This is a genomic window from Haloterrigena salina JCM 13891 (assembly GCF_000337495.1).
GTDB classification, from domain to species: domain Archaea; phylum Halobacteriota; class Halobacteria; order Halobacteriales; family Natrialbaceae; genus Haloterrigena; species Haloterrigena salina.
Genome location: NZ_AOIS01000063.1, coordinates 127,211 through 149,392, shown reverse-complemented (window position 1 = coordinate 149,392; position 22,182 = coordinate 127,211). Strand labels below are relative to the sequence as shown.

General features: G+C 64.8%; 19 protein-coding genes and 1 tRNA gene. 14 read left to right on the top strand and 6 right to left on the bottom strand.

Annotation, left to right across the window (positions count from 1 at the left end; translation table 11 throughout):
* Positions 1 to 32: 32 nt before the first annotated feature.
* The 6 genes from C477_RS20065 to C477_RS20040 all read right to left on the bottom strand — a co-directional run bounded on the left by C477_RS20065 (position 33) and on the right by C477_RS20040 (position 7,701).
* A complete protein-coding gene (locus tag C477_RS20065) occupies positions 33 to 689 on the bottom strand; it encodes a helix-turn-helix domain-containing protein (RefSeq protein ID WP_008896391.1) in 657 nt (218 codons plus the stop codon).
* 103 nt (positions 690 to 792) lie between these two features.
* A complete protein-coding gene (locus C477_RS20060; protein WP_008896390.1) occupies positions 793 to 2,481 on the bottom strand; it encodes an alkaline phosphatase family protein in 1,689 nt (562 codons plus the stop codon).
* Between the two features lie 386 nt (positions 2,482 to 2,867).
* Positions 2,868 to 2,940: transfer RNA gene (locus C477_RS20055), tRNA-Gln, on the bottom strand.
* A gap of 1,011 nt (positions 2,941 to 3,951) precedes the next feature.
* Entirely contained in the window at positions 3,952 to 5,097 is a 1,146-nt protein-coding gene (locus tag C477_RS20050) for a pyridoxal phosphate-dependent aminotransferase (protein ID WP_008896389.1), read from the bottom strand.
* 8 nt (positions 5,098 to 5,105) lie between these two features.
* On the bottom strand, positions 5,106 to 5,537 hold the full coding sequence (ribH, locus tag C477_RS20045) for a 6,7-dimethyl-8-ribityllumazine synthase (RefSeq protein WP_008896388.1): 432 nt from the start codon (positions 5,535 to 5,537) through the stop codon (positions 5,106 to 5,108).
* Positions 5,538 to 5,667: 130 nt separating this feature from the next.
* Positions 5,668 to 7,701: a methyl-accepting chemotaxis protein gene (locus C477_RS20040; RefSeq protein ID WP_008896387.1), complete on the bottom strand. Its 2,034-nt coding sequence runs from the start codon at positions 7,699 to 7,701 to the stop codon at positions 5,668 to 5,670.
* A gap of 182 nt (positions 7,702 to 7,883) precedes the next feature.
* Between C477_RS20040 and C477_RS20035 the strand changes: the two genes are divergently transcribed.
* The 14 genes from C477_RS20035 (at position 7,884) to C477_RS19970 (ending at position 22,179) form a co-directional block, all read left to right on the top strand.
* Complete coding sequence (locus C477_RS20035; RefSeq protein ID WP_008896386.1) at positions 7,884 to 9,047, top strand: 5-(carboxyamino)imidazole ribonucleotide synthase; 1,164 nt, start codon at positions 7,884 to 7,886, stop codon at positions 9,045 to 9,047.
* Between the two features lie 56 nt (positions 9,048 to 9,103).
* Positions 9,104 to 9,736, top strand: coding sequence for an AIR carboxylase family protein (locus tag C477_RS20030; protein ID WP_008896385.1), 633 nt, complete (start codon positions 9,104 to 9,106; stop codon positions 9,734 to 9,736).
* A gap of 349 nt (positions 9,737 to 10,085) precedes the next feature.
* On the top strand, positions 10,086 to 10,499 hold the full coding sequence (locus C477_RS20025; RefSeq protein ID WP_008896384.1) for an NADH-quinone oxidoreductase subunit A: 414 nt from the start codon (positions 10,086 to 10,088) through the stop codon (positions 10,497 to 10,499).
* A complete protein-coding gene (locus C477_RS20020) occupies positions 10,496 to 11,203 on the top strand; it encodes an NADH-quinone oxidoreductase subunit B (RefSeq protein WP_008896383.1) in 708 nt (235 codons plus the stop codon). The genes C477_RS20025 and C477_RS20020 overlap by 4 nt, the downstream gene beginning before the upstream one ends.
* The gene (locus C477_RS20015; RefSeq protein ID WP_008896382.1) at positions 11,200 to 12,861 is read left to right on the top strand and encodes an NADH-quinone oxidoreductase subunit D; all 1,662 of its coding nucleotides are present in this window, start codon (positions 11,200 to 11,202) and stop codon (positions 12,859 to 12,861) included. Before C477_RS20020 ends, C477_RS20015 begins: the two co-directional genes overlap by 4 nt.
* 2 nt (positions 12,862 to 12,863) lie before the next feature.
* A complete protein-coding gene (locus tag C477_RS20010) occupies positions 12,864 to 13,958 on the top strand; it encodes a complex I subunit 1/NuoH family protein (RefSeq protein ID WP_008896381.1) in 1,095 nt (364 codons plus the stop codon).
* Complete coding sequence (locus tag C477_RS20005) at positions 13,955 to 14,416, top strand: NuoI/complex I 23 kDa subunit family protein (protein ID WP_008896380.1); 462 nt, start codon at positions 13,955 to 13,957, stop codon at positions 14,414 to 14,416. The genes C477_RS20010 and C477_RS20005 overlap by 4 nt, the downstream gene beginning before the upstream one ends.
* A gap of 2 nt (positions 14,417 to 14,418) precedes the next feature.
* On the top strand, positions 14,419 to 14,700 hold the full coding sequence (locus C477_RS20000) for an NADH-quinone oxidoreductase subunit J (RefSeq protein ID WP_008896379.1): 282 nt from the start codon (positions 14,419 to 14,421) through the stop codon (positions 14,698 to 14,700).
* Positions 14,697 to 15,167, top strand: coding sequence for an NADH-quinone oxidoreductase subunit J (locus tag C477_RS19995; protein ID WP_008896378.1), 471 nt, complete (start codon positions 14,697 to 14,699; stop codon positions 15,165 to 15,167). The genes C477_RS20000 and C477_RS19995 overlap by 4 nt, the downstream gene beginning before the upstream one ends.
* Positions 15,164 to 15,469 carry an NADH-quinone oxidoreductase subunit NuoK gene (gene nuoK, locus C477_RS19990; protein ID WP_008896377.1) on the top strand — a complete coding sequence of 102 codons (306 nt, stop codon included), beginning with the start codon at positions 15,164 to 15,166 and terminating at the stop codon, positions 15,467 to 15,469. The genes C477_RS19995 and nuoK overlap by 4 nt, the downstream gene beginning before the upstream one ends.
* Before the next feature lies 1 nt (position 15,470).
* Positions 15,471 to 17,516 (top strand): NADH-quinone oxidoreductase subunit L, encoded by a 2,046-nt coding sequence (gene nuoL / locus C477_RS19985; RefSeq protein WP_008896376.1) that lies wholly within the window; start codon positions 15,471 to 15,473, stop codon positions 17,514 to 17,516.
* A complete protein-coding gene (locus C477_RS19980) occupies positions 17,516 to 19,042 on the top strand; it encodes a complex I subunit 4 family protein (RefSeq protein ID WP_008896375.1) in 1,527 nt (508 codons plus the stop codon). Before nuoL ends, C477_RS19980 begins: the two co-directional genes overlap by 1 nt.
* Positions 19,042 to 20,577 carry an NADH-quinone oxidoreductase subunit N gene (locus C477_RS19975; protein ID WP_008896374.1) on the top strand — a complete coding sequence of 512 codons (1,536 nt, stop codon included), beginning with the start codon at positions 19,042 to 19,044 and terminating at the stop codon, positions 20,575 to 20,577. Before C477_RS19980 ends, C477_RS19975 begins: the two co-directional genes overlap by 1 nt.
* A gap of 60 nt (positions 20,578 to 20,637) precedes the next feature.
* On the top strand, positions 20,638 to 22,179 hold the full coding sequence (locus C477_RS19970) for a DHH family phosphoesterase (protein ID WP_008896373.1): 1,542 nt from the start codon (positions 20,638 to 20,640) through the stop codon (positions 22,177 to 22,179).
* The last annotated feature ends 3 nt before the right edge of the window (positions 22,180 to 22,182 follow it).

The window sequence follows — 22,182 nt, the reverse complement described above, 5'->3', positions numbered from 1 at the left end:
CTCCTCGAGTGCCCGCTCATTTCGTTCCCCAGTTACTGGTTCGGCATCCGATCGTTCTCGATCGTCGCCGCGATCAGTTCCGCAACGGCGCGTCGGATTCGCTGGGAGACCGCCGAGTCCGAAATGCCGAGCCGTTCGGCCAGATCGTCCTGCGTGATTCCGCGGGGAATATCGAAGTAGCCACCGTAGTAGGCCATCATGAGGATCTCGTGTTGCTGGTCGGTCAGGTGGAAGGTGCCGCTGTCGGAGACCGACGTGTCGTACAGCTGCGTCACGCGAAAGGAGATTCCGCGGTCGCGACACCGCGCTCGAAACGCGATCAGCGCGTCCCGGTTCGGCAGGTAGATGCGAGCGACCCAGCCGCGTTCGCCGCTCGTGACCGTGAACACGAACAGTCCGTGCTCGCCGCCCCAGTCGGGGAGGACCGCGAGGTCGGTCTCGAGTGCGACGCGGAAGATCGTCCGGTTCTCGAACGTCGCGATGCGGGTCGGGTCCGAGACCGTCGGGTCCGACGCCATCGAATCCTCGACGGCCGTCTCGTCGTCGCTGAACACGGAGACAAACTGGTATCGACGGTCGTCGGTCGACGCCTCGTACTCGTACCGGAACGTCGTCTCGGGATGGTTTGCGATCGTCGATGCCAACGCGAGCTCGTCGTGAACGAGATGAACTTCAGCGATAAATCCCATGCGATGCCCGTTTCCTATCGCGTGGTCGGGAACGGCGTCCAAACCTATACGGAGACTAAGCGACCGTTGCAGTACCCGGGACGACCTCGAGCCGGTCGGCGACTCAGTTCAGATACCCCAGATCGGCAAGCCGGTCTGTCACGTCTTCGTCGGGCTCCGACCGATCAGAACCGTCGCCGTCGTCCTCGTAGGTTGCATACGATATCGGGTCGACCGGATCGGCGACGGGCGCGACGCTCCCGTCCATGCGATCGCTGTACGGGACGCCCATCGAAGACAGGACCGTCGGTGCGACATCGAAAATGTGGACGCGATCGAGCGCCGCCTCCTCGTCGATCCCCTCGCCGGCGGCCACGAAGATCCCGTCGAGCTTGTGGTTCCACGGTTCGGCCGGGCCGAAGTACTCCCCGTCGCGTAGCTGTTCGGAGATCATGTGGTCGAAGCCGTTGGGGATCGTCACGATATCGACGGTATCCTCGACGCGGTCACCGTGGAAATACCGCTCGCGCGGTGCGACCGTCTCGAACAGCGCCTCGCCGTCGGGAGTCTCGACCGACTGCAGGCGCCGGATCAGCTCCTCGCGAAGCGACTCGTACTCCTCGGGCGGGACGACCCCGTTCGGATCCCGCCCCTCGAGGTTGATCCGAACGCCGAGTTCGGTTCGGGCCCGGACGTAGGCCGCGGAGTTAACGAAATCGACCTGCTCGTTGGCCGTCCGCGAGACGCCACTCGGCGCGTACTCCCTCGCGAGATCGGCGAGGCCGACCCGCTCGAGGGCGACTCTGATGCGACTGGCAGTGATCCCGAACCGGGCGGCGATCGACGCCGCGCGCGCCGTCGCGCCGGGTTCCCAGGACTCGCACTCCTCGCCTTCGCGGAGCCGCCTGCGCATCGGCGTCCACGACGGCATCCCCTTGCCGCCGGTCGTCGTCTCGAGGTAGCCTTCGTCCCGCAGAAACTCGTTGATCCGGAACTCGTAGCCGTCGTACGGCCCCATCCCGTGATCGCTCACGAGGAAGACGCGATTCGGATCGCAGTCCTCGAGCACCGCCGCGAGCTGGTCGTCGGTCGCCTCGTAGACCCGGTTGACGAGTTCCTCGTCGCCGGCGAACTCGTGGAAGACCGTGTCCGTCTTCTGGAACTGGAGAAAGCCGAGATCGGGATCGAACTCCTCGGCGAGGTACCGAAACGCCTCGCCGCGCATCTGAATTAGGTTTCGGTACTCCGCGATCTTTTCGTCGTCGGACAGCGAGTCGTCGCCGCGCGTATAGGCGGGGTAGACGCGGTACTCGCCGATTTCGTCGCGGACCTCCTCGAGGAGCCCCTCGGGGTGGCAGGGCGGATCCTCCGGGCCCAGAAAGCCGGGGATCACCGCGCCGTCGAACTCGTCGGGCGGGTGCGTCACCGGCGCGTTGACGACGACGCTCGAGCGGTCGTGTCGGTCCAACAGCGTCCACAGCGGGTGCGCCTGGATGTCGTCGTTGCTCGTCACGTGCCAGTCGTAACCGTCGTAGCCGACGAAGCCGACCACGCCGTGTTTGCCGGGGTTGACGCCCGTGTAGATCGATGGCCAGGCGCTCGGCGTCCACGGCGGAATCTGGGACTCTAACGGCGCGGTTGCGCCCTCGGTACACAGCCGCTCGATGGTCGGAATCCGGTTCTCCTCGAAGAGTCGCTCGAAGACCGGTCGACACCCCGCGTCGATCCCGATGACGAGCGTATCTAGCCCATCCGCTTCGCCCTCGGTACGCTCGGTCGGTGTGGTGTCGTCACGGTCAGACGTCCGTGTCATCGTTGCAGTAAATTTGGTTGTCGTCGGTCGCTTCGGTCGACCGCTGCCGACTTCCTCCCGGCAGCGGTTTCAGTCGATACGGCACAGCTATCTACTTACTGAAAGAGTGATCAACCACTTCATTATCGTTCCGTTAAACGGTCGGAGACGCCCGAAATGCGGAGAATTCCCGTCATGTCTCTTACGGGTGGAACCGTCGGAATCGACGGGAGCAGATCGGCAGTTCCAGCGACCGCAGCGAACGGCGATGCTCTCACGAGGAGAGACGTCCATTGGGATCGGACAAACTCTCGAGTTCAGTGCTTGTCGTTTCGTGGTATCTAATTCATATCGGACTGGGACTCGAGATGTCGTATTGCCGGCCGCGAAGTGCGAAATTATTTATATAGTCCCGGGCGGATTCGAACCGCCGTCCTGAGCTCCAAAGGCTCAGATGATTGGCCACTACACCACGGGACTTGATCGGCAGATGTAGGTTGACGACAGAACGGCTTATGAGTTATTGTTTACTCCTGCTCGACTGGCGAGATGCTATCGATCGATTCGATTTCGGCATATCGATGACAACTACGACAGAGGCAGATCACGTTGTCGAGTGTGTGTGTGTGTGTGTGTGTGTGTGTGTGCAAGTTGTGGGTCATTGAATTCTCGTACCGGAGTTATATGATGAACGTCCNGTGTGTGTGTGTGTGTGTGTGTGTGTGTGTGCAAGTTGTGGGTCATTGAATTCTCGTACCGGAGTTATATGATGAACGTCCGGTTCATGGCCTATTTCCTCACGAGTCTTTCCACAGTGCTGGCACATGTGATCGTCTCGGTCTAGCGCTTTGCGTTTTACTTTTCTCCATTTTCCATTGTAGGGATTATCGGTGTTTCCCCACTGTTCAGACAACCAGATCCGAAGACAATTTTGACTGCAAAACTTCACCGGTTCCCGTTTTGCTTTAGATTTGAGAACCGTTCTAATCCTTCCACAAACCTCACAGACACGTTTCACGCGTTCAATATCGTGAACCTCGTAGTATGGCGTCCCGAGAAATTCGTCGGCTTCTTCGACGCAACCCGGCCAATATATCCCGGGCTTGTCGGATAGATAGTATTCGAACGTCGAGTCACATCGTTTACACGAGGCCGTTTCGGTTCCACCGTTTCAGTTCCCGTTATGTTTTCCACCGTTTGCGTTACAGTCATCACAGAACTCCCGACGTGATTTCGGATCGTAAAAATTCGCTCTACATCCCTTGCATGTTCGGTTTGGGAGAGGTTCGTCGTGGATTTTCGTATGATGTTGACGCATACCTTGTTCCGTATTCAGCGACTTTTCACACGTCGGACAGTCCATAAATACTGTTTCTGACCAGATCCAAATAAGAGGCGGGTAACCGCAGTGAAAGTAATCAGCGCATCAAATCTAAACGGCCGACGACCAGTTCGCCAAAGAAATCCCAGACAGTTCGTTACTGTCTTAATCTACAGGTAGCCTTCGTCGGCCAGCCGCTCGATGCCTTCCTCAAGTCGCTCCTCGCTCGCCGCGTACGAGATCCGCGCGTAGCCGGGGGTGCCGAACGCGCTGCCGGGGACGGTCGCGACGTGGGCGTCCTCGAGCGCGCCCTCGCACCAGGCCTGGTCATCGTCGTCGACGGGGACCATCATGTAGAAGGCGCCCTCGGGTTCGGCGACGTCGATGTCGTGCTCTTCGAGCAGGTTGATGACGAGGTCGCGGCGGTCCTCGAAGGCGTCGACCATCTCGGCGACCGGGTCCTCGGTCTCGAGGGCCTCGAGACCGGCGTGCTGGACGAAGTTCACAGCCGAAGAAACCGAGTGGCTGTGGAGTTTGCCGGCCTGGTTGATCAGGTCCTCGGGGCCGGCGAAGTAGCCCAGCCGCCAGCCGGTCATCGAGTAGGCCTTCGAGAAGCCGTTGACCGTGATCGTGCGGTCGGCCATCCCCTCGAGCGTGCCCAGGCTGGTCGGCTCGACGCCGTAGGTGATCTCCTTGTAGATCTCGTCGGAGATCACGGTGATGTCGTGTTCGACGGCCAGATCGCGGACGCCCTCGAGGGCGGCGTCGGAGTAGACGGCGCCGGTGGGGTTCGACGGCGAGTTGACGATCAGCAGTTCGGTCTCGTCGGAGACGGCGGCCTCGAGGTCGTCGAGTGCGGGCTCGAGTTGGAAGTCGGTCTCGGAGAGGTCGACGCGGGTCAGGTCGCCGCCGGCCATCTTGACCATCGCCTCGTAGGAGACCCACGCGGGATCGAGCAGCGCGACCTCGTCGCCGTCGGAAATCAGCGCCTGGATGATCTCGTACAGCGCCTGCTTCGCGCCGGGCGTGACGATGATCTCCTCGGGGCCGTGGTCGAGGCCGTCGTCGGCGAGTTTCTCCGAGATGGCCTCGCGGAGGTCGATGATCCCCGCCGAGGTGGTGTAGCCGGTGTGGCCGGCGTCCATCGCGTCCTTGCCCGCTTCGACGATGTTCTCGGGGGTCGGGAAGTCGGGCTCGCCGACGGAGAGGTCGACGACGTCGACGCCGTCGTTCTCGAGCTCGGTGGCGAGCGCGGAGATGGCAAGCGTTGCGGACGGTTCGACTCGGGTCAGACGGTCGGTGAATTCCATGGTCATCGCTGGTATTACGCTGAATCTGTAGTCGGATCGGAACCGGGAAGCTGGTCGACGAGGTCGAGCGCGCCGTCGACGGCTTTGCCCGCGTTCTCGACGCGTTCGCGCGCTTCGGCGGCGGACATCCCGGGGCCCGTCACGCCGAGCGTTACGGGTGTATCACGCTCGAGACTGACGTCGGAGAGCCGCTGTGCGGTCGCGTCGGTGATCACCTGATCGTGGTCGGTGTCGCCGGTGATGACCGTCCCGATGACGGCCACGGCGTCGACCGCGTCGCGGCGGGCAAGCCGATCCGCGGCCAGCGGCGCGTCGTACGCGCCCGGGACGCAGACCGTCTCGTACACCTCGGCGCCCGCGGCCTGGGCCGCCTCGAGGGCTTCCTGCTCCATCTGCTCGGTGATCGGCCGGTTGAACTCCGCGACCACCAGTCCGAGCGTGGTCATACGCCAGCGGTGGAGAGGGTGGGTAAAAGAGGTACCGTTCTCGACCGCTCCGCGACCCGGCGTTCGGCGTCACCCGCCGTCGAACGGCGACTCGACGCGAGCGACGCGTCGCGTACTCCCGCGGTCGACCCTACTGGCCGGCCGACAGTTCGTGGATGCGATCGGTGAGTTCGATGACGGCCTGCTCCTGTTTCTCGAACTCGACGACGATTTCGTCCGTCGTCTCCGCGACCGTGTCGGCGTGCCGTTGGACCTCCTTGACCGTGGCCATCACCTCTTCGACCGTCGCCGCCTGATCGTCGTTCGCGTCGGCGACCTCTTGGATGCCGTCGGCGGCGGTCTGGACGCTATCGGAGATGGTGCTAAACGACTGGACCACGTCCCGAATCTCCGACTCGGCGGTGCGAACCTGTTCGTGGGAGGTTTCGACCTCGTCGACGGTCTTGCGGGCCTGCTGCTGGACGTGTTCGATCCGCGTCGCGATCTCCTCCGTGTGCTCTTGGGTCTCCTCCGCGAGGCGTTTCACCTCGTTGGCGACGACGGCGAAGCCGGCCCCGTCGTCGCTGGCCTTGGCCGCCTCGATGTTGGCGTTGAGCGCGAGCAGGTTCGTCTGGTCGGCGACATCGGCGATGACCTCGGCGACGTCGCCGATCTCGTCGACCGACTCGTCTAAGGTCTCGACGGTCTCGACCAGTTCCGCGCTGCTCTCGAGGATCTCGTCGGTGACGTCCGTGGCGTCTTCGATGGCCGCGACGCCTCGATCGGCCTCCGAAAGCGCCTCGTCGGCGGCGTCGGCGACCTCGCCCGAGGACGCCGCCACCTCTTCCATCGTCCCGGAGAACTCCTCGAGTTCCGTGGCGACGGCCTCGAGGGACTGGTTCTGGCTGGTCACCTGGCCGTCGATCTCATGGGCGGACTCGGTCGTGCGCTCGATCGAGGCCGCGAGCCCGTCGGTCTGCCGGTTGACGCGTTCGACGAGCTCCTCGAAGTCGTGGGCCATGTCGTTGACCTCGCCGGTCAACTCGAGGAGCGTCGGATCGACGACCCCGTACTGGTCGTGGAAGTCGGCTCGGGCGGACAGGTCGCCGTCGCCGATGCTGCGGAGCGTGCCGGTCACTTCGCCGATCAGCTGCTCAACCGACTGCTGGCGGCGCACCGCGTCGGTCTGGTCGTAGATGAGTTCCAAGACGGTCGCTAGTTCGCCGTCGGCATCGAACAGCGGCATCGCGAGGAACTCGATGTGGGTCTCCGCGCCCGTGTGGTCTTTCATCGTGCTCTGGTCTCCATAGACGATGCGATCCGCGAAGCCGTAGTCGTCGTCGACGCGCTCGACGTCCCAGGCCGCGTCCGCGTCCCGCGGGTTCTCGGCGACCTTGTCTGCGAGGGTGTGGTGGCGTCGCCCGTCCGAGTACGTCGCCGCGGCCAGGGTCTCGCGGCAGTCGTCGCCGAGGAAGTCGCGGTGATCGGCGTCCAGATTGAGCAGTCGCCTGTAGGGCCGATTGTAGTACAGCACCGTGTTCTCGTCGTCGATGAGGAAGGCCGGGTTCGGAATCGCGTCGAACACCGTCTCGAGGCCGACCGACTCGAGGTGTTCGTTGTCGGCGTTCTCGTCCTCGTCCGACGCCTCGTTCGGATCCGACTCGGGCTCCGTCGCGGCGAACTCGTCGACGCCGATCTGGACGTCGACCAGCGTCGACTTGAGACCGGCGCGAAGCGTCTCCCGGACGGTCTCGAGGTCGGCGTCCGATTCGTCTTCGCCGTCGATCGACGCGAACGCGTCGTCGATCAACTGATCGATCGCGGGGGCGTACGTCGCGACGTACGCTGATGGGGCGATCTCGTGGTCGGCGTGGTCCCTGGCGGCCGCTGTGACGTCTGCCGCCCGGTCCGCCGCGGTGGGATCGAGCAGCCCGGCCGTGAGATCGGCCTGTGTCGCGACGAGGGCGTCCGGCACGGCCGTCGCCTCGCCGTCGGTGTCGCCGTCGCCCGCGGCATATGCAGCCTCGAGATCGGTCGCGGTGACGTCGAGCGTCGGAGATTCCGTCTCGTCGGCGAACGATTCGAGTCGATCGATCGTCTCGGACGTGTATTCGACCCGTCGTTCAGCCGACTCAGTCCTCGATACTCCGGGTTCGGGTTCATCTCGAGAGATCCGCTGTGCCATGTGGGTTGGCGGACCAAAGCACCCCTCTGTAAATTTGTTATTGGCCGCCAAGTGACACGTATCGGGAACCCGCCGATTCGCCGGGTTCCGCCGGATGCATCGACGGGGCTGCGACCGGACGGTCAGGACCGCGGGTAGCGGAGTGAGAACCCTTAAGCGGGGCGAACGTCAACCGCCGCGCAATGACAACGCTACGGACGCCGGGACCGACGCTCGGGGTCGTCGGCGGCGGACAACTCGGACGGATGCTCGCCGAGGCGGCCTCGCCGCTGGGGGTCGAGGTCGTCGTGCTCGATCCAACGCCGGACTGTCCGGCGGCGCCGGTCGCCCGCGACCAGATCGTCGCCGACTTCGACGACGAGGCGGGGATCCGCGAACTCGCCGCGCGCGCGGACGTGCTCACCTTCGAGATCGAACTCGCCGATCAGGACGTCCTCGAACGCGTCAGCGAGGACTCCGGGACGCCGGTCCACCCGAAGCCGTCGACGCTGCGGACGATCCACGACAAACTCGTCCAGAAGCGCGAACTCGAGGACGCGGGCGTTCCGGTGCCACCGTTCCGCGAGGTCGAGGGCGCCGACGACATTCGCGACGCCATCGACGACTACGGCGCGCCAGTAATGTTGAAGGCTCGTACGGGCGGCTACGACGGCCGCGGCAACGTCCCGGTCGAGTCGAAAGCCGACGCCGAGGACGCCCTCGAGTCGGTCGCCGGCCCCGCGATGGTCGAGTCGTTCGTCGACTTCGAGCGCGAGGTCTCGGTCATCGCCGTCAAGGGAGACGACGAGGTTGCGACCTTCCCGCTGGGCGAGAACGTCCACGTCGACGAGATCCTCCGGGAGACGATCGTCCCCGCGCGCTCGAGCGAGGCCGCTGCCGAACGCGCCTATGACGTCGCGCGGGACGTCCTCGAGGTAATGGACGGCCGCGGCGTCTACGGTATCGAGTTATTCGAAACGCCCGACGGCGAAATCCTGCTCAACGAGATCGCGCCGCGCCCGCACAACTCCGGCCACTGGACGATCGAGGGCGCCCAGAGCTCGCAGTTCGAACAGCACACCCGCGCCGTGCTGGGCTGGCCGCTCGGCTCGACGGAGCTGCGCTCGCCGACCGTCCTGACGAACCTGCTCGGTGACGTCGACGAGGAACAGCGCGCGGAGCTGGGCGATATCGACCGTCTTCTCGAGACCCCCGGCGCGAACCTCCACTGGTACGGGAAGCGCCAGGTTCGGCCGCTGCGCAAGATGGGTCACGTGACGGTGTCGGCCGAAGACGAGGACGCCGACGTCGAGGCGCTCCTGGAGACCGCGCGCGAACTCGAGGACGCGGTAACGTTCCGGAACTGAACCCCGATCGGCTCGTTTACCACCGTTTCAAGTCATCCGCCCGCACACCACCACGCATGAGCGATAGCGTCAGCGACCTCATCGACCGCCTGCACCGCGAGGCCGACCAGGACCGCCCGGACGCGGAGACGCCAGACGTCGGCATCGTCATGGGCAGCGACTCCGACCTCGAGACGATGATGACCGGCGGCCGGCGTCGCGGCGCCTACGACGCCTTCGTCGACGAACTCGGCTTCGCCGAGCAGACCGATTACGAGGAACCGCCCGAAGAGCGCTTCACCTTCGAAACCTACGTCACTTCGGCCCACCGGACGCCGGACTTAATGACCGCTTACGCCGAGACGGCGGCGGACCGCGGCCTCGAGGTCATTATCGCGGGCGCAGGCGGGAAGTCCGCGGACCTACCGAACATGACCGCCTCGATCGCCTACCCCCTGCCGGTGATCGGCGTTCCCGTCCAAGAGAAGTCGGTCGACAGCGTCATCGGCATGCCGACCGGCGCGCCGCTCGTGGCGGTCGACGCCGGCAAATCGTTCAACGCCGCGCTGTCAGCGGCCCAGATTCTCGCCCGCCAGCACGAGGCCGTCCGCGAGCGACTCGTGGACTACCACGACGGACTCCGAGAGGGGGTCGGCGACGTATCGCGACGGCTTCACGACCAGGGTACCGCGAACTTCTCGAGCGAGTAATTGGCCATCGAATTGTACAGCCGTCATTACAGACGGGACGCCGTTCGTTTTTCTGCCAAATTATCATTCTGATAGTATATTTAGTGCCGGAATAGTGACCGTTCGGTCGACTTTGAAGTCGATTATCAGCCGTTGATACCGTCGAAAACGACCGTCCCGTCTCTCGAGCGCGAGTGGTCGTAATCAGTTACTACCGATTCGTACAGCCTTCATATGCAGAACTATCACATACGATTCCGATTTGCTGTCGGAATTCATCACGAACGTCGGTGGAAGATACCTGATTTTGCCGAAAAACGAACAATCAACCCTTATATGCGTGCGGTTGGAACCCTCGAACGTTACGGAGATGAATGACTGGATCGCTATCGGGGCGCTGGCGCTCGTGGGACTGTTGATACCGCTCGGAATGATGGCGGTATCCTACCTCCTGCGGCCGACCGTTCCCGAAACGAGCAAACGCGCCACCTACGAGAGTGGCGAGATCCCCACCGGCGGGACGCGCGTCCGGTTCAACATCCAGTACTACACGGTTGCACTTCTGTTCCTCGTCTTCGATATCGAGACCGTCCTTCTGTTCCCCTGGGCGGTCGTGTACCTGGATGCCGTCGAATCGGATTCCGTCTCGCTACTCGAGATTCTCGGGCCAATGTTGCTGTTCGTCGCCATCCTGTTGGTCGGACTCGCGTGGGCGTGGCGCAACGGCGCAGTACAGTGGGCACAGACACCCCGTCAGGCAGCGGCCGACTCTGACCGACAATGAGTAGCAACAATCCACGGCAACAGATCCACGGCAGCACCGCACCGTCGACGGACACCCGCGACTCGCGGATCGGAGAGGGGCCCGACGACCGGTTCAACTCGAAGCTCCGGGAGGCGTTCGGTTCGACGCCGTTCATCCTCACCAAGTTCGACAAGTTCATGAACTGGGTGCGGGGCAACTCGATGTTCATGCTGCAGTTCGGGATCGCTTGCTGCAGCATCGAGATGATGCACACCTACGCGATCAAACACGACCTGGATCGCTTCGGCGCCGGCGTCCCCCGCGCCTCGCCGCGACAGGCCGACGTGATGATCGTTCCGGGAACGATCGTCTCGAAGTTCGGCCCCCGCATGAAGCGGGTCTACGACCAGATGCCGGAACCGAAGTTCGTCGTCGGGATGGGCTCGTGTACGATCTCCGGCGGCCCCTTCCAGGAAGGGTACAACGTCGTCAAGGGCGCCGAGGAGATCATCCCGGTCGACATCCACGTCCCGGGCTGTCCGCCCCGCCCCGAGGCGCTGGTCTACGGCATCGCCAAACTGCAAGAGCGGATCCGGAACGGCGAGTCGTCACCCGTCGTCGTCAAACCCTACGAACTCGAGGAGTTCGGCGACCTGCCACAGGACGAACTCGTCCAGAAACTCGCGAGCGAGATCGACGAGGAGGACCTCGTCATGCGATACAACTGGGCTGATTCGCCATGAGCACGGGACTCGAACGCGATCGAGTGCCGGTCGAGCTCTCCGAGGACGATCTCGAGGCGATCGTCGGTGATCGCGCGCTCGCGCGAGACGATCACCTGAACGCGCCCGGATTCGTCGTCCGCCCAGACGACGTCCAGAGCGTCCTCTCGGATCTGAAAGAGCGGGGCGGGTTCGATCACCTCTCGAACCTGACCGCCCAGCAGTACGAGGATCGGTACGAGTCGGTCTACCACCTGAAGAAGTACGCCGATCCCACCCAGGAGGTCTCGATCGTCGTTCCGACGCCGATCGACGACCCGGTCAGCGAGTCCGCCGCGCCGGTGTTCTCGACGGCCGACTGGCACGAGCGGGAGGCCTTCGACCTCGTCGGCATCGACTACGAGGGCCATCCGGATCCACGACGGATCCTCCTGCCGGAAACCTGGCAGGGACACCCGCTCTCGCAGGATTACGACCAGGAGAAACCGCAGCTGGTCACCCTCACGGACCACGCCAATCCGATCCAGCCGGACCACCACGACGCCGAATCGGACACGATGTTTCTGAACATCGGTCCCCACCATCCGGCGACCCACGGCGTGCTCCACCTCGAGACGGNGGTACTCGACGGGGAGACGGTCGTCGACGTCGACCCCGACATCGGCTACCTCCACCGCTGCGAGGAGCAGATGTGCCAGAACGGAACGTACCGCCACCAGATCATGCCCTACCCGGACCGCTGGGACTACGTCTCGGCGGGGCTGTTAAACGAGTGGGCCTACGCGCGCGTCGCGGAGGATCTGGCCGACATCGAGGTGCCCGACTACGCCCAGGTCATCCGAACCATGGGCGCCGAACTCTGTCGAATCGCCTCCCACATGCTCGCGCTGGCGACGTTCGCACTGGACGTCTACGGCGACTTCACCGCTATCTTCCAGTATGGCATGCGCGATCGGGAGGTCGTCCAGGACATCCTCGAGGACCTCACCGGCCAGCGACTCATGTTCAACTACTTCCGGCTGGGCGGGGTCGCCTGGGATCTGCCGGAACCCCGCGACGAGTTCGTCGCGAAGACGCGGGACTTCCTCGACGAACTGCCGGCCAAGGTCGACGAGTACCACGACCTGCTCACCAGCAACGAGATCTTCCAGGTCCGGACCCACGACACCGGGGTTCTCGAGCCCGAGGTAGCGAAAGACTACGGCTGTACGGGTCCCGTCGCCCGCGGCTCGGGCATCGACTACGACCTCCGGCGCGACGACCCCTACGGCTACTACGACGAACTCGAGTGGGACGTCGTCACTGAGCCGGGCTGTGACAACTACAGCCGCGTCCTCGTGCGCATGCAGGAGGTCGAGGAGTCGGCCAAGATCATCGAGCAGTGTCTCGACCTGCTCGAGGACTGGCCCGAAGACGAGCGAGAGATCCAGGCCAACGTGCCGCGGACGCTGAAGCCGGACGCCGACACCGAAGTGTACCGCGCCGTCGAAGGCGCGAAGGGCGAACTCGGCATCTACATCCGGGCCGACGGCACCGACAAGCCGGCCCGATTCAAGATCCGCAGCCCGTGTTTCCACAACCTCTCCGCGCTGCCGGAGATGGCGAACGGCGAGTACGTCCCGGACCTGATCGCGTCGCTCGGTAGCTTGGACATCGTTCTCGGAGAGGTGGACCGATAGCCATGGTGGGTGGATACGCGACGGCACCGCTCCAGAACGGCGACACGATCCTGCTCCCCGAGCGGATCGGCGAGCTAACGGGGCTGGACGGCTTCGGCGTCGGGGGCGAACTGCTCGCGACGTTCCTCGCCGCGTTCGTCATCGGGAACCTAATGCTGGCAATGACCGGCGTCGCCGGCCCGTGGGCGAAGCGGAAGATCACCGCCGCCTTTACCGACCGGATCGCGGTCAACCGGCTCGGACCGGGCGGAATCTTCATCATCCTCGCCGACGCCGTTCGCCTCCTGTCGAAGGAGTTGGTCGTTCCCGAGAACGCCGACCGACCGGCCTACGACCTCGCGCCGATCGTCGTCGCGGGCTCGGCCCTGCTCGGCTTCGCTGTGATCCCGATGGGCAGCGGCGTCCACCTCGCCGATCCCGAGGTCGGGCTGGCGTACGTCTTCGCCGTCTCGGGGATCGCGAGCCTCGGACTGGTGATGGCCGGCTACTCCTCGGCGAACAAGTACTCGCTGATCGGCGGACTCCGCGCGGTGGCACAGAACATCGCCTACGAGATCCCGCTGGTCGTCACCGGGATGTCGGTCGTGATCTTCGCCGGCACCCTCCAGATGAGCGAGATCGTCGCGGCCCAGGCCGAGCCGCTGGTTTCGTTCGCCGGCCTGGACATCCCGCGGTGGTACGCGCTGGTCAACCCGTTCGCGTTCGTCCTCTTCCTGGTCGCGAACTTCGCGGAAGTCGGCCGTAACCCGTTCGACACGCCGGAAGCGCCGACCGAGATCGTCGCCGGATACCAGACCGAGTACTCCTCGGTCTACTTCGTGTTGATCTACCTCGGGGAGTTCCTCCACATCTTCCTCGGGGGCGGGATCATCGCGACGATCTTCCTCGGCGGTCCGGCCGGGCCCGGGCCGGCGGCACTCGGCATCGTCTGGTTCATCGTCAAGATCTGGGCGATATTCCTCCTGACCCAGTGGCTCCGCTCGGCGGTGCCCCGGGTCCGGATCGACCAACTGATCGAGATCGGCTGGAAGGGACTGCTCGTCCTTTCCTTCGCGAACCTCATCCTCACCGCAGTGATCGTGGGGGTCCTAGCATGATCGGAATTCTCAAATCAATGGCCACGACGATGAAGCACGCACTGGACGGGTCGACCTTCACGGTCGAGTACCCCGAGACAGCACCGGACGTCTCCCCGCGGTTCAGGGGCGTCCACAAGTTCAGTCAGGAGCGATGTATCTGGTGTCGGCAGTGTGAGAACGTCTGCCCGAACGACACGATCCAGATCGTGACGAACGACCAGCGACAGGGCGAACAGTACAACCTCCACATCGGGCAGTGCGTCTACTGCCGGCTCTGCGAGGAGGTCTGCCCCGTCGACGCCATCCTGCTGACCCAGAACTTCGAGTTCACGGCGGACACGAAACACGACTTCGTCTACAACAAGGAGCAGCTGAAAGCGGTACCGTGGTACAAGGACATCGACCCGCTCGAGTCGCGCGAACCCGACCGGGGCGCGTGGATCGGCGAGGGTGAAGGAGAGGTCGACTACCAGTAACCATGTTGGAAACGATCGCCTTCGTGGCCTTCGCGTTCGTGACGATCGCCAGCGCGCTGGGCGTAGTCCTCATCGAGGAGCCCTGGCACGCGGCGTTGTTACTCGGCGTCGCGCTGATGAGCATCGCGGTCCACTTCGTGATGCTCGCCGCCGAGTTCGTCGCGATGATGCAGATCCTCGTCTACGTCGGCGGGGTGTTGGTCCTCATCACGTTCGCCGTGATGCTCACCCAGCGCGAGGACACGGCGTCCGATTCAGACTCCGAGGAGGTGGTGCGGACATGACGAACCGACCGCGACTCCGACTTGGGAAGACGCTCGTCCCCGGGCTGCTCGCCGTCGGGCTGTTCGCGCTGATGGCACTGATCGTCCTCAACACGCCGTTCGAGTCGATGGCCGACGGCGGCTTCGAAGCCGAATCGATCACCGCTGCCATCGGCTACGCGCTGTTCGACCTCGAGGCGCTCCAGCAGGACGCGGGCGTGGTGGGCACCGAACCGTTCCTCGCGGCGTTCCTGCTGATCGCGGTCGCGCTCGACGCGGCGCTGGACGCCTCCCTGGTCCTCGCGAAACGCGAGGAGTCGGGCGAACCCGTCTCGCCGCTCTCGAGTACGAGCCCCGACGACGCCGGCACCGGCGCCCGTCCGGCGACCGACTCGAGCGGGTTCGGCGACTCGGAGCCGACGGCGACCGATGGCGGCCGATCCGAGACCGCGGCAGGCGACGACTCGAACGGAGGTGACCGTCAGTGACGGTCGCCGTCGAGTACTACGTCCTGCTGTCGATGGCCGTCTTCTGTATCGGACTCATGGGAGTCCTGACGCGTCGGAACGCACTGCTGTTCCTGATGTCCGTCGAACTCATGCTGAACGCAGCGAACATCAATCTGATCGCGTTCGCGTTCTACCACGGCAACCTCACCGGACAGGTGTTCGCGCTGTTTACCATGGCGCTGGCCGCCGCGGAGGTCGCCGTCGGACTCGGGATCATCCTGGTGCTGTATCGCAACTTCCGTGACGTCGACGTCACGGTCCCAACGACGATGAGGTGGTAAGATGGTAGGAACTGGTGCAGGCCCATTCAGTTACGCTCCGGCGATCGCACTGTTCCCGCTCGCGGCGTTCGTCATCTCGCTCGTCTTCGGCCGACAGTTGCCGAAGAAGGGCGCGATTCCGGGTATCTTCGCGACGGCAGCCTCGCTGCTGTTCTCGCTGTGGATGTTCGCGACGGTCGCGGGCGGCGAAACGTATCACGAGACGCTCTACGAGTGGTCGGCCGGCGCGGTCACGACCGAGGTCGGCGCCGAGGAGATCGCCTTCTCCTTTGGCCTGCTGATCGATCCGCTGTCGGCGCTGATGTTGGTCATCGTCTCGCTGGTCGCCTTCCTCGTCCACGTCTTCAGCCTCGGGTACATGAACGACGAGGGAGAGACCGGGCTGCCGCGGTACTACGCCAGCCTCGGGCTCTTCACGTTCAGCATGCTCGCGTTCGTCTACGCGGACAACCTGCTGATGGCGTTCATGTTCTTCGAACTCGTCGGCCTCTGTTCGTACCTGCTGATCGGGTTCTGGTTCCGGACGAAGTCGGCCCCCTCGGCCGCGAAGAAGGCGTTCCTCGTCACCCGCTTCGGCGACTACTTCTTCCTGATCGGGGTCGTCGCCATCGCGTCGACGTTCGGGACGGTCGCCTTCGCCGGCGAGGAATCGTTCGTCGTCGCCGCCGAGACGGCCATCGAGGACGGAACGACGCTGTTCGGCTTCGACGCCCAGACGTGGGTGACGATCACCGGGCTGCTCGTGCTCGGCGGGGTCATCGGCAAGTCCGCGCAGTTCCCGCTGCACACCTGGCTGCCCGACGCCATGGAGGGCCCGACGACCGTCTCCGCGCTCATCCACGCGGCGACGATGGTCGCGGCCGGCGTCTACCTGGTCGCCCGGATGTTCGGCTACTACGCGCTGTCCCCGACTGCACTGTCGATCATCGCCTTCGTCGGCGGCTTCACGGCGCTCTTCGCCGCGACGATGGGCGTCGTCAAGGACGACATCAAGCAGGTGCTGGCGTACTCGACGATCAGCCAGTACGGCTACATGATGCTGGGGATGGGCGTCGGCGGCTACGTCGCCGGGGTCTTCCACCTCATGAACCACGCCTTCTTCAAAGCCCTACTCTTCCTCGGCTCCGGCGCCGTCATCGTCCTCATGCACCACGAACAGGACATGTGGAAGATGGGCGGCCTGAAGGACAAGGCGCCGATCACCTACTACACGTTTCTTGCGGGCGCGCTCGCGCTCGCGGGAATCGTCCCGTTCTCCGGCTTCTGGTCGAAAGACGAGGTGCTGTTCGACGCGCTGATCGTCGGCTTAGAGGAGCCGGTCATCCTCGCGGCCTACGCGATGGGGCTGCTCGCCGTCTTCTTCACCGGCTTTTACACCTTCCGGATGGTCTTCCTGACCTTCCACGGCGAGCCCCGCACCGAGACGGCCGAGGACCCACACGGCGTCGGCTGGTCGATCAAGGCGCCGCTGGTCGTCCTCGGACTCCTCGCGGCCCTCGTCGGCTTCGTCAACCTCGCGCCGATCGCCAAGGTCGCGGGGATGGACATCACGTTCCTCGAGTACTGGCTCGACGGCGAGTACGGCTACGTCGAGGGACTGACCTACCACCACTACCACGAGATGGTGGCCTTCGAAGAGGGGTACATCGGCTCCGAGACGACGACGATGCTGCTCAGCGCCGGCCTCTCGCTGGGACTGGCGCTGGCCGGCGCGTTCGCGGCGCACACGCTGTACAACGTCCCCGAACCGAAGCGACACACGACGAAACTCGGCGGCGCCTACACCGTCCTGCGGAACAACTACTACCAGGACGAGTACCAGGTCTGGCTCGCCGAGGGACTCACGCTGCCGCTGGCCCGAACGGCCGACCTGTTCGACCGGTCGGTTATCGACGGCGCCGTCGACGGCGTCTCGGGCGCCAGCCTGTTCGGCAGTAGCTGGGTGAAACGCATCCAAACCGGACTCGTGACGAACTACGCGGCACTGATCGTGGCCGGGTTCATCGCGTTGCTCCTCGGTCTCGGACTCTACGGAGGGTGGTTCTGATGATGATCGAAGCACTGATCGCGGTCGCACTGATCGGCGCGCTCGTCACGTTCGTCGCGCCGAATCGCGTCGCCGGCAAACTGGCCTTCGCCATCAGCCTCGTGCCGGCCGCGCTCAGCCTGTGGATGTTCACCGCCTTCGACGGCAGCGGCAACGCCTTACTCGACGGCGACCTCGCCTTCGAATCCCACCTCGAGTGGATCCAGCTGGGCGAGTACTCGATCGAGTGGTTCGTCGGCCTCGACGGCATCAGCCTGCCGCTCGTGGTCATGACGACGATCCTCTGCTCGCTGGCGATCCTGAGCTCGTGGACGCCGATCGACAGCCGCGAGTCCCAGTTCTACGGGCTCGTGCTGTTCATCGAGGCGAACCTGATCGGCGTCTTCTCGGCGCTGGACTTCTTCGTCTGGTTCATCTTCTGGGAGGCCGTCCTCATCCCGATGTACCTGCTGATCGGGGTCTGGGGCGGTCCGGACCGGAAGTACGCCGCGATTAAGTTCTTCGTCTACACGAACGTGGCGTCGCTGGTGATGTTCGGGGCGTTCATCGCGCTCGTCTTCGGCCTCGGCGACGCTGTAACGAGCTTCGCGATGCCGGAGATCGCCGACGCGATGGTCAACGGCGGCGTCCAGTCGAGCGTCTTCGGCATCGATCCGGGCACGTTCACAGCGCTCGTGTTCATCGCGATGTTCCTCGGGTTCGCCGTGAAGGTGCCGGTGGTCCCGTTCCACACGTGGCTGCCCGACGCCCACGTGCAGGCCCCGACGCCCGCCTCCGTGCTGCTGGCGGGCGTGCTCCTGAAGATGGGGACCTACGCCCTGCTGCGGTTCAACTTCACGATGTTCCCGGAGCAGGTCGAGACCTTCGCCGTGCCGATCGCGGCCATCGCGGTCATCAGCGTCATCTACGGCGCGATGCTGGCGTTGGCTCAGACGGACCTCAAGCGGATCGTCGCCTACTCCTCGGTGTCTTCGATGGGGTACGTGATCCTCGGACTGATCGCCTACACCCAGTTCGGGGTCGGCGGAGCGACGTTCCAGATGGTCTCCCACGGGCTGATCTCCGGACTGATGTTCATGTCGGTCGGCGTCATCTACAACGTCACGCACACCCGCAGCGTCGAGGAGATGTCCGGGCTGGCCGACCGGATGCCGATCGCCGTCGGCATCCTCGTCGCCGGCGCCTTCGGTTACATGGGGCTGCCGCTGATGTCCGGCTTCCACGGCGAGTTCACCATCTTCTTTGGCGCCTTCCAGGCCGACTTCGCCTACGCGCCGCTGTTTACGGCGCTGGCGATGTTCGGCATCGTCATCGTCGCCGGCTACCTGCTCTTCGCGCTCCAGCGGACCGTCTTCGGCCCGTATCACCTGGAAACCGACTACGACGTGGGCCGCGCGCCGCTGCACGACGTCGCGCCGATGTTCGTGTTGCTCGCGCTCATCATCGCCCTCGGCGTAGCTCCCGAACTGATATTCGACATGATAACCAACGCAGTCGATCCGATCCTGAACGGAGGTGACCTGTAATGGCGGCCTACCAACTCCCACAGTGGGCCGCGCTGGCCCCGGCGCTACTCTTGGCGCTGACCGGGCTGGTGTTGTTCCTCATCGACAGCATCTCGCCGCGGTCGACCGATCGAACGCTGCTGGCCGGCACCGCCGCCGTCGGCGCGCTGGCCTCGCTGGCCGTCGCCGTCTGGTTTACCGCCGCCGGTGTCGGCACGCCGACCGTCGACGGCGGCGAGGGCGTCATCGAGATCTTCGACGGCCAATTCGTCGTCGACCAGTTGGCGCTGTACTTCATGATCGTCGTCACCATCGTGACGGCGCTGATCGTCGTCGCCAGCTACGACTACCTGGCGGGCCACACCTACCAGGCCGAGTACTACTCGCTGGTCGTCCTCGCGGCGACCGGGATGGCGACCGTCGCGGCCGCCAACAGCCTCGTGACGATCTTCATCGCCCTCGAGCTGACGAGCCTGCCGTCCTACGCCCTCGTGGCGATCTTGAAGGACAACCGCGGCAGCGTCGAGGCCGGGCTGAAGTACTTCCTGATCGGCGCGCTCTCCTCAGCGATCTTCGTCTACGGAATCTCGCTGGTGTACGGCGCGACCGGCGTCCTCCAGTTGGACAGCATCGCGGAGGTCATCGCCGACGGCGGCGCCGACGGCTTCGGTGGCCTGCTCGGACTGGGCATCCTCATGTTGCTCGGCGGAATCGCGTTCAAGACCGCCAGCGTGCCGTTTCACTTCTGGGCGCCCGAGGCCTACGAGGGCGCGCCCGCGCCGATCAGCGCGTTCCTCTCCTCGGCCTCGAAGGCCGCCGGCTTCGTGATCGCGTTCCGCGTGTTCAACGTGGCCTTCCCGCTCGGCGAGATCGGGAACGTAATCGGCTTCGACTGGACGGTTGCCTTCGTCGTGCTCGCGATCGTCACCATGACGGTCGGGAACTTCGCGGCGGCGACCCAGGAGAACGTCAAGCGGATGCTCGCCTACTCGTCGATCGGCCACGCCGGCTACGCTCTGATCGGGCTGGCGGGCCTCTCGGCCGACGGCGGCGAACTCGTCATGGGCGCGGCGCTGATGCACCTGCTGGTCTACGGCTTCATGAACACGGGCGCGTTCCTGTTCGTGGCCCTGGCCGAGCACTGGGGCGTCGGCCGCACCTTCGAGGACTACAACGGCCTCTCGTCGCAGGCGCCGGTCGCCTGCGGCGCGATGGCCGTCTTCCTCTTTAGCCTCGCGGGGATCCCGCCCTTCGGCGGCTTCTTCAGCAAGTACTTCCTCTTCACCGGCGCCCTCCAGGCGGCGACGGCGAACACGGCGATGCTGGCCGTGGCCGCCGCGCTGGTGGTCAACAGCGCGCTCTCGCTGTACTACTACTCGCGGCTGGTCAAGGCGCTGTGGATCGAGGACCCGCCGGCGACGCGCGACCGGCTCGGACAGCCGACGGGGCTCTACGCAGCGATCGTCGTCGCCGCCGTGATGACGATCGTCATCCTCCCCGGCTTCGGTCCGGTCGCCGAGGCCGCCACCGGCGCCGCGGAGGCACTCGTCAACTGATCGCCGGGCCGTCGCTGGCGACCCGGTAGCTTTTCCCGCTCGGAATCGCAACTGCGATACATGGTTTTCCGGCTCGTGCTCGGCTGTGGAACGGTCGGCCGACAGGTCGTCGAACGGTTCCCCGAGCGCGACGCACGCACCGGCGATCGCCTGCTCGTCGTCACCGACGACGAGAGCGTCGCCGAAACACTTCGCGACGAGAGCCTCCCGGCGCGGCGAGCCGACCCGACCGACCCGTCCGTGATCGCGAACCTCGAGACGCCGGACGTGATCTTCGTCGCCGGCGACCGGACCGATCGGAACCGGCTCGCGCTCGTCCAGGCTCGGGAGCGGTTTCCGACGAGCTCGATCGTCGCCTACATGGGCGGGAACGCGACCGAAGCGGACCGAACGCGGTTCGAGGAACTCGCGGATTGGGTCGTCGACGCCCGGCAGTCGATGGTCGATCACATCCTCGAGGGGGCCGTGAGTCCGTCGGCCGGCGCCGCGATCGGACTCCGGAAACAGCTGGCGGAAATCGACGGCCGGCTGGCGGTGGTGATGCACGACAACCCCGATCCGGACGCGATCGCAAGCGCCGTCGCGCTGGTCGATATCGCCGCGGAGATGGACGTCGACGCCGACGCCTGCTACTTCGGCGAGATCTCCCACCAGGAGAACCGCGCGATGGTCAACCTGCTCGATCTCGACTTGCGAAACCTCTCGTCGTCCGACTCTCTCGACGACTACTCGGCCTTCGCGCTGGTCGATCACTCCCGACCCGGCGTCAACGACCAACTACCCGAGGGGCTCCACATCGACATCGTCATCGACCACCACCCGCCCCGTGGTCCGGTTCCCGGCGAGTTCGTCGATCTGCGCGAGGGGGCCGGAGCGACCAGCTCGGTGCTGACGGAGTACCTCGACCGGTTCAGTCTCGAACCGCGGCGGCCGACAGCGACCGCGTTGCTGTACGGGATCCGGATCGACACGAACGACTTCACCCGCGAGGTCTCCCCGGCAGATTTCAACGCCGCCTCGGTGCTGTGGCCCCACGCCGATACGTCGATGCTCGAACAGATCGAGCAGCCGACGGTCGAAGGCGACACGCTCGAGACGATCGCCCGGGCGATCAAGAACCGCATTCAGCGGGACTCGGTCGCCGTCGCGAGCGTCGGCGAGATCACCAACCGCGACGCCCTCCCGCAGGCGGCCGAGCAGCTGCTGTCGATGGAGGGGATCGAAACGACGCTCGTCTTCGGTTTTCGCGACGAGATGGTCTTCGTCTCCGCGCGCTCGCGGTCGGGCGACGTCGACCTGGGCGAGACGGTCCGGGACGCGTTCGATCGGATCGGCAGCGCCGGCGGCCACGCCGATATGGCCGGCGCCCAGCTCGAGCTCGGCATCCTCGGCAACGCCGACGACGCCGACGAGGTCGAATCGATCGTCAGCGTCGTCGAGGAGGTCATCACGAACCGGTTCTTCGAGGCGATCGACACCGGCCCGGGAACGTCCGTCGGCGTCTACACCCAGACCAGCGAGCGGCTGTTCTCGGTCGACGACGAGTCTGAGTCTCCCTCGAGGAACCGAACGTCGGCCGACGAGAACGGGGAGTCGGTCTAGGGT